A 14133-nucleotide genomic window follows, 5' to 3' on the forward strand; every position below is an offset into this window, starting at 1 on the left:
GGGCGACAACTCGTCGCACTGTGGCCGGAATTGTGCGACCGCCTGTCGACTGTGGCCTACGTCACCCGTGGGAGCGCCCGCCGGCCGCCGGTGACGGCTCAGCCGGCCGGGGGGATGTTCTGGTTGTACCGGAAGACGTTCTCGGGGTCGTACGCGGCCTTCACGTCGGCGAGCCGGCGGAAGTTCTCCTCGCCGAAGGAGGAGACGATCCGCTGCTCGCCCTCGGCGCCGACGAAGTTCAGGTACGTCGCGTCGAGCGCCCGAGCCCCCGTACGCCCGACCAGCCGCCGTACCAGCCCCGTACGGGGCCACCCCGCCCCCGTACGAGCCCCGTACGCCCGAATCAGCCCCCGTACGCCCCGCTCGCCGTGAGCCGCAGCGCCGTGTCGATCAGCGGGACGTGGCTGAACGCCTGCGGGAAGTTGCCCACCTGCCGCTGGAGCCGCGGGTCCCACTCCTCGGCGAGCAGCCCCAGGTCGTTCCGGAGCGCGAGCAGCTTCTCGAAGAGGGTGCGGGCCTCGTCGACCCGGCCGATCATCGCCAGGTCGTCCGCCAGCCAGAACGAGCAGGCGAGGAACGCGCCCTCGTCGCCCTCCAGACCGTCGACACCGGCCTCCTCGCCGGCCGTCGGGTACCGCAGCACGAAGCCGTCCTCCGTGGACAGCTCGCGCTGGATCGCCTCGATCGTGCCGATGACCCGCTTGTCGTCCGGCGGCAGGAAGCCCATCTGCGGGATCAGCAGCAGCGAGGCGTCCAGCTCCCGGGAGCCGTACGACTGCGTGAACGTGTTCCGCTCCTTGTCGTAGCCCTTCTCGCAGACGTCCCGGTGGATGTCGTCGCGCAGCTCGCGCCAGCGCTCCAGCGGGCCGTCGGCGTCCCCGGACTCGATCAGCTTGATCGTGCGGTCGACGGCCACCCAGGCCATCACCTTGGAGTGGGTGAAGTGGCGGCGCGGACCGCGGACCTCCCAGATGCCCTCGTCGGGCTGGTCCCAGTTCTTCTCCAGATAGTTGATCAGCTTGATCTGGAGCAGGGACGCGTAGTCGTTCCGGGACAGGCCCGTCATGTGCGCGAGGTGGAGGGCCTCCGTGACCTCGCCGTACACGTCCAGCTGGAGCTGGTTCGCGGCGCCGTTGCCGACCCGGACCGGGCCGGAGTTCTCGTACCCCGGCAGCCAGTCGAGCTCCGCCTCGCCGAGCTCCCGCTCGCCCGCGATGCCGTACATGATCTGGAGGTTCTCCGGGTCTCCCGCGACGGCGCGCAGCAGCCAGTCCCGCCAGGCGCGGGCCTCCTCGCGGTAGCCGGTGCGGAGCATCGAGGAGAGGGTGATCGCCGCGTCCCGCAGCCAGGTGTAGCGGTAGTCCCAGTTCCGGACGCCGCCGATCTCCTCCGGCAGCGAGGTCGTCGGCGCGGCGACGATCCCGCCGGTCGGCGCGTACGTCAGCGCCTTCAGGGTGATCAGCGAGCGGATCACGGCCTCCCGGTAGGGGCCGTGGTACGTGCAGTGGTCGACCCACTCGCGCCAGAAGTCGGCGGTCGCCTCCAGCGCGCCCTCCGGGTCCGGCAGCGCCGGCTGCTCCTTGTGGGAGGGCTGCCAGGAGATCGTGAAGGTGACCCGCTCCCCGGGCATGACCGTGAAGTCGGAGTACGTCGTCAGGTCCTTGCCGTGGGTCTCGGCGTCCGTGTCCAGCCACACCGAGTCGGGCCCGGCGACGGCGACCGTCCGCTCCCCGACCTTGTGCACCCAGGGGACGATCCGGCCGTAGCTGAACCGCATCCGTAGCGAGGAACGCATCCGCACCCGGCCCGAGACGCCCTCGACGATCCGGATCAGCTGCGGCGCGCCGTCACGCGGCGGCATGAAGTCGGTCACCCGGACGGTGCCGCGCGGGGTGTCCCACTCGGACTCCAGGATCAGCGAGTCCCCCCGGTAGCGGCGCCGGTCGGCGGGCGCGGGCTCCGCGTCCGCCGGAACCGCCGGTCCCACTCTCCAGAATCCGTGTTCCTCGGTGCCGAGGAGTCCCGCGAAGACCGCGTGCGAGTCGAAGCGGGGGAGACACAGCCAGTCGACGCTGCCGTCCCGGCAGACCAGCGCTGCGGTCTGCATGTCTCCGATGAGTGCGTAATCCTCGATGCGCCCGGCCACGTGCTCCACTCCAGTCGTACGGCCACGTCCGCCCCTGAGGGGCGCTTCCTGCTGATGTGCGTGATGTCTGTGAGGTGTCGGCCACGCCAGTGTGCGGGATGAGCCGGTCCTCGTGACGGGCGAAGCCGGCCTGCGCGACGGGTGCCGCCGGCCTGCCCGGCGGATGACGCCGGCCTTCTTCTGCGGGGGATGTCCGAGCAGAATACGTGCCACCCCCAGGACCATAGTGATCACACGAGCACCCCGCTGCTCCACTCGGGTGAGCCGATCCGGCTCCGTCCGCGACGACCGTGTCGCCCTCCGTGAACACCCGACTGCCGCGTGTGGCCGGAAGCGCCCTCCCGATGTCGCTGATACCCTGGTACCCCGTGGACCGGTGGGAAACGGCGACAGCCGAGGACCCCGAAACCGCAGCGACGGCACCCCCCGATTCTTCCGGAGGGGACGCCGGTACGCACCTCCAGAACGCGACCACGGGAGCCCCCTCTTGGCGATGCCGCCCAACACCACGACGACCAAGCACATCTTCGTCACCGGGGGTGTCGCCTCCTCGCTCGGCAAGGGGCTCACCGCCTCCAGCCTGGGTGCGCTCCTCAAGGCCCGCGGCCTGCGGGTCACGATGCAGAAGCTCGACCCGTACCTGAACGTCGACCCGGGCACGATGAACCCCTTCCAGCACGGTGAGGTGTTCGTCACCAACGACGGCGCCGAGACCGACCTGGACATCGGCCACTACGAGCGCTTCCTCGACGTCGACCTCGACGGCTCGGCCAACGTCACCACCGGCCAGGTCTACTCGCAGGTCATCGCCAAGGAGCGGCGTGGCGAGTACCTCGGCGACACCGTGCAGGTCATCCCGCACATCACCAACGAGATCAAGGGCCGCATCCGCCGCATGGCGACCGACGACGTCGACGTCGTCATCACCGAGGTCGGCGGCACGGTCGGCGACATCGAGTCGCTGCCCTTCCTGGAGACCGTCCGCCAGGTCCGCCACGAGGTCGGCCGCGACAACGTCTTCGTCGTGCACATCTCGCTGCTGCCCTACATCGGCCCCTCCGGCGAGCTGAAGACCAAGCCGACCCAGCACTCCGTCGCCGCCCTGCGCAACATCGGCATCCAGCCCGACGCGATCGTGCTGCGCGCCGACCGCGAGGTCCCGACCGCCATCAAGCGCAAGATCTCGCTGATGTGCGACGTCGACGAGGCCGCGGTCGTCGCCGCCATCGACGCCCCGTCGATCTACGACATCCCGAAGGTGCTGCACACCGAGGGCCTGGACGCCTACGTCGTCCGCAAGCTCGACCTGCCCTTCCGCGACGTGGACTGGACCGTCTGGGAGGACCTCCTGGACCGCGTCCACAACCCGGACCACGAGGTCACCGTCGCGCTCGTCGGCAAGTACATCGACCTGCCCGACGCCTACCTGTCGGTCACCGAGGCCATGCGCGCCGGCGGCTTCGCCAACAAGGCGCGGGTCAAGGTCAAGTGGGTCACCTCCGACGACTGCAAGACCCCGGCCGGCGCCGCCAAGCAGCTCGGCGACATCGACGGCATCCTCATCCCCGGCGGCTTCGGCGACCGCGGTGTCTCCGGCAAGGTCGGCGCGATCCAGTACGCCCGCGAGAACAAGGTGCCGCTGCTCGGCATCTGCCTGGGCCTCCAGTGCATCGTGATCGAGGCCGCGCGGAACCTGGCGGACATCCCCGAGGCCAACTCCACCGAGTTCGACCCGGCCACCGCGCACCCCGTCGTCTCCACGATGGAGGAGCAGCTCGCGTACGTCGAGGGCGCGGGCGACCTGGGCGGGACGATGCGCCTGGGCCTCTACCCGGCGAAGCTCGCCGAGGGCTCGGTCGTCCGCGAGGCCTACGGCGACGAGCCGTACGTCGAGGAGCGCCACCGCCACCGCTACGAGGTCAACAACTCGTACCGCGCGGAGCTGGAGAAGAAGACCGGTCTGGTCTTCTCCGGCACCTCCCCGGACAACAAGCTCGTCGAGTTCGTCGAGTACCCGAGGGACGTCCACCCCTACCTGGTCGCCACCCAGGCGCACCCGGAGCTCAAGTCCCGCCCGACCCGCCCCCACCCGCTCTTCGCGGGCCTGGTGAAGGCGGCCGTCGCGCGCAAGACGGGCATCACGGCGTAGCGGTACGGCGCGTTAACGTAGCCGGGGCGAGGGTCCTCACCGGGACTCCTCGCCCCGGCTTTCGTATGCGGTCATGTGGGAGGACAGCTCATGCAGCAGGTGCAGGACACCCCGGAGGAGTGGCGCGTCGCGGCCACCGCCACCCCCTTCACGGGCAAGAAGACGAGTGTCCGCACGGACGACGTGGTCATGCCGGACGGCTCGGTCGTCCGCCGCGACTACCAGGTCCACCCCGGCTCCGTGGCCGTCCTCGCCCTGGACGGGGAGGACCGCGTCGTCGTGCTCCGGCAGTACCGGCACCCCGTCCGCCAGAAGCTCTGGGAGATCCCCGCCGGGCTCCTCGACGTGCCCGGTGAGAACCCGCTGCACGCGGCCCAGCGCGAGCTGTACGAGGAGGCGCACGTCAAGGCGGAGGACTGGCGGGTCCTCGCCGACGTCTACACGACGCCCGGCGGCTGCGACGAGGCCGTACGGATCTTCCTCGCGCGGGACCTCTCGGAGGCGGACGGCGAGCGGTACGAGGTCTCCGAGGAGGAGGCCGACATGGAGCTCGCCCGGGTGCCGCTCGCGGATCTGGTACGGGGCGTCCTCGCGGGCGAACTGCACAACAACTGCCTGGTGGTGGGGGTGCTGTCGCTGGCGGCGGCACGGGCGGGCGACGGCCTGGACGCCCTCCGCCCGGCGACCGCGCCTTGGCCGGCCCGGCCGTTCGAGGCGTAGGGGGCGGGGCGGGGCGGCGCCTCGGCGGGCGGCGGCCTGGGCGGTGCCTCGGTGGGGGCTGGGCCCTGGTGGGGCGGGGCCCCCGCGTGTGCCCGCGGCCGTGCGGGGCCACGCCTTGGGCGGGGCGGTGCGCCCCGCGCCGGGATCTGGGCCCTTGGCAGGGCGGTGCGCTCCGCGTGTGCCCGCGGCCGCGTGCGGGCCTTCGCCCGCGCCCGTGTGCCCGCGCCCGCTTCGGGCGGTGCCGTCGCCCACGCCCGTGTGGGCAATCGTCCCGCTGGGCGGGACGGGTGGGCACACGGGACGGCGCCCTCTCGCGGCGCCTCCGCGTCCTGTGCCCTGGCCCGCACCGCCCAGTGGCCGTGCACGGGGGTGCGGGTTCAGGCGCAGGAGCCTCTGGCGCCGGCAGGGCGCCGTTCCGTTGTGCCCACCCGTTCCGCCCCTTGCGGAACGCCTGCCCACAACGGCGGGGCGCGGCCCACGACGGGGGTCGGCGGGGGCGCCCGCGACGGCGGGGCGCGGGCCCGCCACGGCGGGGGCGGTGCCCGCAGCAGGGCCGTTGTGGGGGTCGCGGTCTGACGATGTGTTGATCCGATCGGGGGACGTGCCCGGCCCGGACCGCCAGGTCCGCCCCGCCCCCTGAACTACGCTCGGAATCGCCCGTGCGGATGCCCCCCGCGGGAGAGGCGAGTGCGCAGGTGGACGGGAGCGTGGCCCGTGACGGATCAGGCTGTGGCGGCGGCCGGCAGCCGGCAGTTCTTCGGCCGGCAGCGGGAGTTGAAGGCCCTGCGCGCCGACATCGAACGGACGGGCCTCGACACCCTCACCGGCCGGAAGGCACCCCGCGCGCGCGTCCTGCTCATCGCCGGCAAGCCCGGCTCCGGCCGGTCCGCGCTCGCCGAGGAGCTGGCCGCCGGTCTCGCCGACCGCTACCCCGACGGGATCTTCCGCGCCCGGCTCACCGAGCCCGGCGGCGACCCCGTGCCCACCGCGCGGGCCGCGCAGGAACTGCTCGCCGCGCTGGGCGTCGCCGAACCTCCGGGGGCGGGCGAGGACGAGCTCAGTGAGCTGGTCCGGGCCGCCTTCGCGGACCGCCGGGCCGTCCTCGTCCTCGACGACGCCGTCGACGCCGAGCAGGCCGACCCGCTGATCCCCGACAATCCCGACACTCTGGTCATCGGGGTCGCCCGAGGGCCGCTGACGGGCATCCCGGACGTGCGGCCCTGCACCCTCGGCGGGCTCGATCCGAAGTCGGCCATCGAACTGCTGACCTCCTTCACGGGTTCCGTCCGCGTCACCGTCGACCCGCAGGCCGCCGAGACCCTCGTCGAGGAGTGCGGGGGGCTGCCCGCCGCGGTCGTCCTCGCCGGCGGCTGGCTGTCCTCGCAGCCGAAGGCCTCCGTGGCCGACCTCGCCAAGCGGCTGCACGGCCTCAGCGGCGACCCCCTCACGCGTTCCTTCCTGCTCGCGCACGAGGCGCTGCCCGCCACCGCCGCGCGCATACTGCGATTCCTCGCCCTGGCCCCGCTGGGCCGGGCCGACGCCCACACCGCCTCCGCCCTGGCCGGCTGCTCGGTCTCGGCGGCCGCGACCACCCTCGCCGACTTCGAGGCCCTCGGCCTCGTCGCGGGCGGCGAGGACGGACAGTACGAGGTGCGCGCGCACCTCGTCCCGCTGCTTCGCGCTCAGCTGGAGGAGCGCGACCGGCCCGCCGAGGTGCAGCTCGCCCGGGCCCGGATGCTGGAGCGGACCGTACGGCTCCTCCAGTCCTGCCGTGCGGTCACCGAGCCCGAGGGCTCGCCCGCCCGCCGCAAGCTGGCCGGTCTGCCGCGCGCCCTGCGCTTCCCGGGCCGGGCCGCGGCCGCCTCCTGGCTGGACACCCGGCAGTCCGTGCTGCTGGCCTCCGCCCGTCTCGCGGTCGCCGACGGCGAGCTCGACACCCTGGCCCGCCGCCTGGTCGCCTCCCTGGTGCGGGCGCTCGCCGCGCACCGGGGGGCGGACGCCGCCGCTCCCGAGCTGTACGGCCTGCACCGGCTGGTCCTGGACGTCGCCGAGCGGCACGGGCTGCACCGGGAGCGGGCCGCAGCCCTCCTGAACCTGGCCGACCTCGATGCCAGGACCGGCAGGACGAAGGACGCACTTCTGCGATATCGGTCGGCTTTGGAGGCCGGACGCGTAGCAAATGATCCGTATGCGACCGGTCGCGCAATGGAATCCGTAGGTGGCTCGTATCAGGAGCTGGGGGACTGGCAGCGGGCCGGCGACTGGTACGGGCGGGCGCTCGCGCAGCGCCTCGCCCGGGACGAGCGCCCCGACCAGGCCCGGCTGTACACCCGCCTCGGGGCCGTACAGACCTACGCCGGGCGGTACGGCGAGGCCCTGCGGAGCTGGCGCGCCGCCGCGGCCGGCTACCGGAGGCTGTCCGATCTCCCCGGCTACGCACGGGCGTTGAGCGAGGCGGCCCGGGTCCAGGAGTACGCAGGGCGGCCCGAGGAGTCCCTGCGGACCTGCGAGGAGGCGGTGGAGTGGGCCCGCCGCGCCCAGGACACCCGGCTCCAGGCCGCGCTCCAGCTGCGGCTCGCCGACACCCTCGACCGGCTCGGCGACCCCGCGGCCGCAGGTCTGCACCGGTCCGCGGCGGAGAGACTCCTGGAAACGGAATCATCTGCCTACGAAATCCGCAGTGGCTCCGTCGAAGATTAGTACTTTGAAAGGCTAGACAGCAGGAACTCCTTCATTAGACTGGGTGAGCCGCGTTCGAACGTGGTCTGCCCCGGTGCGCCCCCGTGCATCCGGGTATGTATCGCAGTGCCCCAGATATCCCCCTGATTCAAGGACCGTGATCGACGATGAAGGTCGGCATCCCCCGCGAGGTCAAGAACAACGAGTTCCGCGTGGCCATCACCCCCGCCGGTGTCCACGAGCTCGTCCGCCACGGCCACCAGGTCTTCGTCGAGCAGAACGCCGGTGTCGGCTCCTCGATCACGGACGCGGAGTACGTCTCCGCCGGCGCCGAGATCCTCCCCACCGCCGACGAGGTCTGGGCCATCGCCGACCTGCTGCTCAAGGTCAAGGAGCCCATCGCGGAGGAGTACCACCGCCTCCGCAAGGACCAGACGCTCTTCACCTACCTGCACCTCGCCGCCTCCCGCGAGTGCACGGACGCCCTCCTGGAGTCCGGCACCACCGCCATCGCCTACGAGACGGTCGAGACCGCCAACCGCGCGCTCCCGCTGCTCGCCCCGATGTCCGAGGTCGCGGGCCGCCTGGCCCCGCAGGTCGGCGCCTACCACCTGATGCGCTCCGTCGGCGGCCGCGGTGTCCTCCCCGGCGGCGTCCCCGGCACCCACGCCGGCGAGTGCGTCGTCATCGGCGGCGGCGTCTCCGGCTGGAACGCCACCCAGATCGCCGTCGGCATGGGCTTCCACGTGACCCTGCTCGACCGTGACATCAACAAGCTCCGCGAGGCCGACAAGATCTTCGGCACCAAGGTGAAGACGATCGTCTCCAACGCCTACGAGCTGGAGAAGGCCGTCGTCGAGGCCGACCTCGTCATCGGCGCCGTCCTCATCCCGGGCGCCAAGGCCCCGAAGCTGGTCACCAACGAGCTCGTCGCCAAGATGAAGCCCGGAAGTGTCCTTGTCGACATCGCCATCGACCAGGGCGGCTGCTTCGAGGACTCGCACGCGACCACCCACGCCGAGCCGACCTTCCAGGTCCACAACTCGGTCTTCTACTGCGTCGCCAACATGCCGGGCGCCGTCCCGAACACCTCCACCTACGCCCTCACCAACGCCACGCTGCCCTACATCGTGTCGCTGGCGAACAACGGCTGGGTCGAGGCGCTGCGCCGCGACGCCGCGCTCGCCCTGGGTCTCAACACCCATGACGGCAAGGTGGTTTACAAGGAGGTCGCCGAGGCGCACAACCTCGAGCACGTCGAGCTGGCCAGCCTCCTGGCCTGACCCCGAGAGCCCGTTGACGCCGTCCCCGTCAACGCGTGCCGTCAATATCACGCACCCGGCCGGACCTTGTTCGACAAGGTCCGGCCGGCCGTGTCTCGGGCCCGGCGAAACGTTCGGGCAACTCGCCGCGAACGTAACCCTTTAACCGTTTCGCGCACCCCTGAAACGTGTGGATGCATGCCTGCGCACCCTTGACAGAGAGGTGTTCGGTTGCCGACACATCGGGCCGGGTCCGGCGGATTGTGTTGCTGCGGAGCGGTGACACGCCATAGAGTCGCCAACCGTCGGCATGGTGCCACGCTGACCTATCGATAAATGTTCCTGGTGACATCCAAGGAGGTAAGACGACTTGTGAATGAGTCGACAATTACTCCCGGGAGCGGCGCGCCAGGTGCCCCGATCGGCTCCGTCGCGGTGCGGACCTTCGCGACGCACCAGCCCATGACGAGTGCCCACACGATGAAGACGATGGACGGCCTACACGTGAACGCCACGGCCGGCAACGAGATGGGCCGAGAGTCCACCCACTTCGCCGCCTACGACGAGGTGCCCGAGGGGCACTTCTACGACCCCGACGCCGAGTACGAGCCCGACCCGGAGTACGCGGCCACCCTCGCACCCGACGCTGCCCGCCAGCGCCGCGAGCGGATCGGCCCCACCGGACGGCCTCTGCCGTACTTCCCGATCCCGGGTCCCCTGACCGACCACGGACCCGCGAAGATCATCGCGATGTGCAACCAGAAGGGCGGCGTCGGCAAGACCACGTCGACCATCAACCTGGGCGCCGCGCTCGCCGAGTACGGGCGGCGGGTGCTGCTCGTCGACTTCGACCCGCAGGGAGCCCTGTCGGTCGGCCTCGGCGTGAACCCGATGGAGCTCGACCTCACCGTCTACAACCTGCTCATGGAGCGGGGCATGTCGGCGGACGAGGTGCTCCTCAAGACCGCGGTGCCCAACATGGACCTGCTGCCGAGCAACATCGACCTCTCGGCCGCCGAAGTCCAGCTGGTCAGCGAGGTCGCGCGCGAGTCGACGCTCCAGCGGGCCCTGAAGCCGCTGATGAACGACTACGACTACATCGTGATCGACTGTCAGCCCTCGCTCGGCCTGCTGACCGTGAACGCCCTGACGGCGGCTCACAAGGTCATCGTGCCGCTGGAATGCGAGTTCTTCGCCCTGCGCGGAGTCGCGCTGCTCACCGAGACCATCGAGAAGGTCCAGGAGCGGCTCAACCCCGAGCTGGAGCTCGACGGCATCCTCGCCACGATGTACGACTCCCGGACCGTGCACAGCCGTGAGGTCCTCGCGCGCGTCGTCGAGGCCTTCGACGACCACGTGTACCACACGGTCATCGGGCGGACCGTGCGCTTCCCGGAGACCACGGTCGCTGGTGAGCCCATCACCACGTACGCCTCCAACTCCGTGGGCGCCGCCGCCTATCGCCAGCTCGCCAGGGAGGTGCTCGCCCGGTGTCACGCCGAGTGAGTCTGCCCGGAGCCGACGAACTCTTCCGTACGACCGGGGGGACGGCGCTCCAGGCGTCCGCACCCCGCCGCCCGGTCCCGGCCCCCGCGGCCGAGAGCGACACGGCGGCGGCCGAGGGCTCCGCGGAGCACGCTCCGGCGGACTCCGAGGCCGCGGAGCCCCGCGCGAGGACGGCCGAGCCCGAGGGACCGGCCGGCAAGGCCGCTCCCACCGCCCCGGTGCCCGCTCCGGCGGCGGCCCGGCGGCGCGGCGCCCGGACCGCGAACCGGCGGCCCAGCGGCCGCGAGCGCCACGACGAGAAGATCACGGTCTATGTCTCCGCCGAGGAGCTGATGGACCTGGAGCACGCCCGGCTGGTGCTCCGCGGCGAGCACGGTCTCGCCGTCGACCGGGGCCGGATCGTCCGGGAGGCCGTCGCGGTCGTCCTGGCGGACCTGGAGTCCCGCGGCGACGCGAGCATCCTCGTCCGCCGCCTGCGCGGCCGCTGACGGTAGCCTGCGGGCTGCCGTCCTCCTCGTTCCCCCCTGGACCCCCATGCACCACGCCCCTGACGAAACGTCCCGCCCACCGCGCCGCCTCCTGGGTCGCGGCCCGGGCGCGGGGGCGGCACCCGGGGAGCCCCAGGCGCCCCCGCCCCCCGAAGCCGAGCCCCCCGCGACGCCGGGGGCGGCCGATCCCGCGCCCGCGCCCGAGGGCCGGACGGAACCCGGAGCCCCCGGCCCCATGCCGGATCCCGGGTCCGTCTCCCGCCCTGAGCCACGGTCCGTGGCCGAGCCGGAATCCTTGTCCGAGCCCGAGCCCGAGCCCGAGCCCGAGCCCGAGCCCGAGCCCGAGCCCGGGGCCGGTGGCGGGCCCGTGCCCGCGGCGGAGGTCACTCCGGCGGTCGGCGAACTCCCGGCCGGGGCGGCACCCGCCTCGGCCCCCGTCGCGTCGCCCGCCTCGGAGCCCGCCGGTGAGGGCGTCGGGGACGGCCGGTTCACCGTGCGGCTGGCGAACTTCGAGGGGCCCTTCGACCTGCTCCTCCAGCTCATCACCAAGCACAAGCTCGACGTCACCGAGGTCGCCCTCTCCCAGGTCACCGACGAGTTCATGGCGCACCTCCGGGCCCTCGGGCCCGACGGCGACCTCGACCAGACCACCGAGTTCCTCGTCGTCGCCGCCACCCTGCTCGATCTGAAGGCCGCCCGGCTGCTCCCCGCCGCCGAGGTCGAGGACGAGGCCGACCTCGCCCTCCTGGAGGCCCGCGACCTGCTCTTCGCCCGGCTCCTCCAGTACCGCGCGTACAAGCGCATCGCCGCGATCTTCGAGGAGCGCTGGGAGACCGAGGGCCGCCGCCATCCCCGTACCGTCGGGCTCGAACCGCACCACGCCGAGCTGCTCCCCGAGGTCGTCATCTCCATCGGGGCCGAGGGCTTCGCCAGGCTGGCCGTCAAGGCCATGCAGCCCAAGGCCGAGCCCCAGGTGTACGTCGACCACATCCACGCGCCGCTCGTCAGCGTGCGGGACCAGGCCGCGGTGGTGGTCGCGCTGCTCCGCGAGCGCGGGACGGCCGTCTTCCGGGAGCTGATCGAGGACGCCGGCGACACCCTCACCGTCGTCGCGCGCTTTCTCGCCCTCCTGGAGCTCTACCGGGAGAAGGCGGTCGCCCTCGACCAGGAGACCCCCCTCGGGGACCTCACGGTCTCCTGGACCGGCGGCGAGACGGACCCGTCCGTGGCCGTGACCGACGAATTCGACCAGGAGGCCCTCGCGTGAGCGACCTCAAGCCCGCCCTCGAAGCCGTCCTCATGGTCGTCGACGAGCCCGCCACCGAGGCCCACCTCGCCAAGGTCCTGGAGCGCACCCCGCGCGAGGTGGCCGACGCCCTGCGCGAGCTGGCCGACGAGTACACCTCCCAGGGCCGCGGCTTCGAGCTGCGGCGGGTCGCCGGCGGCTGGCGCTACTACACCCGCGCCGCCTTCGCCCCGGCGGTCGAGGCCTTCGTCCTGGAGGGGCAGCAGGCCCGGCTCACCCAGGCGGCCCTGGAGACCCTCGCGGTGGTCGCGTACCGCCAGCCGGTCAGCCGTTCGCGGGTCTCGGCGGTCCGCGGAGTCAACTGCGACGGCGTGATGCGGACCCTCCTCCAGCGCGGTCTGGTGGAGGAGGCGGGCGCGGAACCCGAAACAGGTGCGATCCTGTACAGGACGACGAACTACTTCCTGGAGCGGATGGGCCTGCGCGGCCTGGACGAACTCCCCGAGCTCGCCCCCTTCCTCCCCGAGGCCGAGGCGGTCGAGCCGGACTCCCTGGAAGGCGTCCCGTCGTTCGACCCGGACGCAGACGTAGACGACAAGACGGAAATTTGATGCGAAGCAGCAGCGGCAGGAACAGCAGCGGAAACAACGGCGGGAGCCGTGGTGGCAACAGCGGCGGCCGCGGCGGCAGCGGCGGCGGCCGTGGCAACGGCGGCGGTGGCGGCGGGCGCGGCGACTACCGCGGCTCCGGCGGCGGCCGCGACGACCGTCAGGGCCAGGGCGGCGGACGCCCCGGCGAGGGTGGCGGCGGCCGCGACGACCGCCGGGGCCAGGGTGGCGGGCGTCCGGGCCAGGGTGGCGGGCGCCCCCAGCAGGGTGGCGGCGGGCGTCCGGGCCAGGGCGGCGGCCGGCCGGCCGGCTCCAACCCGCGCAACGCGCGCCCGGAGGAGCGCACCTACGACGAGCGCTACAGCCCCTCGGACGCCCCCAAGCGCGGGCGGGGCGACGCCGCGCGCGGCGGCGCCAAGGGCGGCCCCCGGCAGTCCCCGCAGCGCGGCGGCGGCCGTACGGCGCCCGCGCGCTCGCGCGAGTACGACGCCCGCACCGAGGAGCGGAACCGGGAGCGGTACGCCGGCAAGCCCGAGATCAAGACCCCCAAGACCTTCCCGGGCGCCGAGCAGGAGGGGGAGCGCCTTCAGAAGGTCCTCGCCCGCGCCGGCATGGGCTCGCGGCGCGCCTGCGAGGAGCTGATCGAGCAGGCCCGCGTCGAGGTCAACGGCGAGATCGTCGTCGAGCAGGGCATGCGCGTCGACCCGGAGAAGGACGAGATCAAGGTGGACGGCCTGACCGTCGCCACCCAGTCCCACCTGTTCTTCGCGCTGAACAAGCCCTCCGGCGTCGTCTCCACCATGGAGGACCCGGACGGCCGCCAGTGCCTCGGCGACTACGTCACCAACCGTGAGACCCGGCTCTTCCACGTCGGCCGCCTCGACACGGAGACCGAGGGCATCATCCTGCTCACCAACCACGGCGAGCTGGCCCACCGCCTCACGCACCCGAAGTACGGCGTGAAGAAGACCTACCTGGCCGCCATCACCGGCCCGCTGCCCCGCGAGGTCGGCCGGCGCCTGAAGGACGGCATCCAGCTGGAGGACGGTTACGCCCGCGCCGACCACTTCCGCGTCGTCGAGCAGACCGGCAAGAACTACCTCGTCGAGGTCACCCTGCACGAGGGTCGCAAGCACATCGTGCGCCGGATGCTCGCCGAGGCGGGCTTCCCGGTCGAGAAGCTGGTCCGCACCGCCTTCGGTCCGATCGCCCTGGGCGACCAGAAGTCGGGCTGGCTGCGCCGTCTGACCAACACCGAGGTCGGCATGCTGATGAAGGAAGTCGGCATGTAAGGCCGTGTGCCACCCCTGAGGAGCCCGTGACCGCTTG

Annotated in this window: 11 protein-coding genes; 9 read left to right on the forward strand and 2 right to left on the reverse strand. The window is 72.4% G+C overall.

The features are described 5' to 3' along the window. Nucleotides 1-98: 98 nt before the first annotated feature. Complete coding sequence (locus tag ACFYXU_RS31725; RefSeq protein WP_389461152.1) at nucleotides 99-455, reverse strand: BBE domain-containing protein; 357 nt, start codon at nucleotides 453-455, stop codon at nucleotides 99-101. Then, entirely contained in the window at nucleotides 344-2146 is a 1803-nt protein-coding gene (locus ACFYXU_RS31730) for a glycoside hydrolase family 15 protein (RefSeq protein WP_389408595.1), read from the reverse strand. Before ACFYXU_RS31730 ends, ACFYXU_RS31725 begins: the two co-directional genes overlap by 112 nt. 493 nt (nucleotides 2147-2639) lie before the next feature. On the opposite strand from ACFYXU_RS31730, the gene ACFYXU_RS31735 reads away from it, so the two are divergent. The 9 genes from ACFYXU_RS31735 (at nucleotide 2640) to ACFYXU_RS31775 (ending at nucleotide 14096) form a co-directional block, all read left to right on the forward strand. Beyond that, complete coding sequence (locus ACFYXU_RS31735; protein WP_389461440.1) at nucleotides 2640-4295, forward strand: CTP synthase; 1656 nt, start codon at nucleotides 2640-2642, stop codon at nucleotides 4293-4295. Nucleotides 4296-4385: 90 nt separating this feature from the next. Further along, complete coding sequence (locus ACFYXU_RS31740; RefSeq protein WP_329849739.1) at nucleotides 4386-5015, forward strand: NUDIX hydrolase; 630 nt, start codon at nucleotides 4386-4388, stop codon at nucleotides 5013-5015. A 714-nt stretch (nucleotides 5016-5729) separates the two neighbouring features. Next, on the forward strand, nucleotides 5730-7715 hold the full coding sequence (locus ACFYXU_RS31745; protein WP_389408596.1) for a tetratricopeptide repeat protein: 1986 nt from the start codon (nucleotides 5730-5732) through the stop codon (nucleotides 7713-7715). A gap of 146 nt (nucleotides 7716-7861) precedes the next feature. After that, nucleotides 7862-8977, forward strand: a complete 1116-nt coding sequence (gene ald, locus ACFYXU_RS31750) for an alanine dehydrogenase (RefSeq protein ID WP_329855689.1) — start codon at nucleotides 7862-7864, stop codon at nucleotides 8975-8977. A 459-nt stretch (nucleotides 8978-9436) separates the two neighbouring features. Then, on the forward strand, nucleotides 9437-10462 hold the full coding sequence (locus ACFYXU_RS31755) for a ParA family protein (RefSeq protein WP_030212665.1): 1026 nt from the start codon (nucleotides 9437-9439) through the stop codon (nucleotides 10460-10462). After that, entirely contained in the window at nucleotides 10459-10950 is a 492-nt protein-coding gene (locus ACFYXU_RS31760) for a hypothetical protein (RefSeq protein ID WP_376514633.1), read from the forward strand. The genes ACFYXU_RS31755 and ACFYXU_RS31760 overlap by 4 nt, the downstream gene beginning before the upstream one ends. 46 nt (nucleotides 10951-10996) lie before the next feature. Next, a complete protein-coding gene (locus tag ACFYXU_RS31765; RefSeq protein ID WP_389461154.1) occupies nucleotides 10997-12217 on the forward strand; it encodes a segregation and condensation protein A in 1221 nt (406 codons plus the stop codon). A gap of 32 nt (nucleotides 12218-12249) precedes the next feature. Beyond that, nucleotides 12250-12807, forward strand: coding sequence for an SMC-Scp complex subunit ScpB (scpB, locus tag ACFYXU_RS31770; protein WP_376514631.1), 558 nt, complete (start codon nucleotides 12250-12252; stop codon nucleotides 12805-12807). Then, nucleotides 12807-14096 carry a pseudouridine synthase gene (locus tag ACFYXU_RS31775; RefSeq protein ID WP_389461156.1) on the forward strand — a complete coding sequence of 430 codons (1290 nt, stop codon included), beginning with the start codon at nucleotides 12807-12809 and terminating at the stop codon, nucleotides 14094-14096. Before scpB ends, ACFYXU_RS31775 begins: the two co-directional genes overlap by 1 nt. Nucleotides 14097-14133: the final 37 nt, after the last annotated feature.

This window comes from Streptomyces sp. NPDC002232, from assembly GCF_042890295.1.
Classification (GTDB): Bacteria; Actinomycetota; Actinomycetes; order Streptomycetales; family Streptomycetaceae; genus Streptomyces.

Bases quoted from the DNA above. Each gene is read 5' to 3' on its own strand.
- ACFYXU_RS31735 (WP_389461440.1), top strand. From the start codon at position 2,640: ATGCCGCCCAACACCACGACGACCAAGCACATCTTCGTCACCGGGGGT.
- ACFYXU_RS31740 (WP_329849739.1), top strand. From the start codon at position 4,386: ATGCAGCAGGTGCAGGACACCCCGGAGGAGTGGCGCGTCGCGGCCACC.
- ald (WP_329855689.1), top strand. From the start codon at position 7,862: ATGAAGGTCGGCATCCCCCGCGAGGTCAAGAACAACGAGTTCCGCGTG.
- ACFYXU_RS31755 (WP_030212665.1), top strand. From the start codon at position 9,437: ATGAAGACGATGGACGGCCTACACGTGAACGCCACGGCCGGCAACGAG.
- ACFYXU_RS31765 (WP_389461154.1), top strand. From the start codon at position 10,997: ATGCACCACGCCCCTGACGAAACGTCCCGCCCACCGCGCCGCCTCCTG.
- scpB (WP_376514631.1), top strand. From the start codon at position 12,250: ATGGTCGTCGACGAGCCCGCCACCGAGGCCCACCTCGCCAAGGTCCTG.
- ACFYXU_RS31775 (WP_389461156.1), top strand. From the start codon at position 12,807: ATGCGAAGCAGCAGCGGCAGGAACAGCAGCGGAAACAACGGCGGGAGC.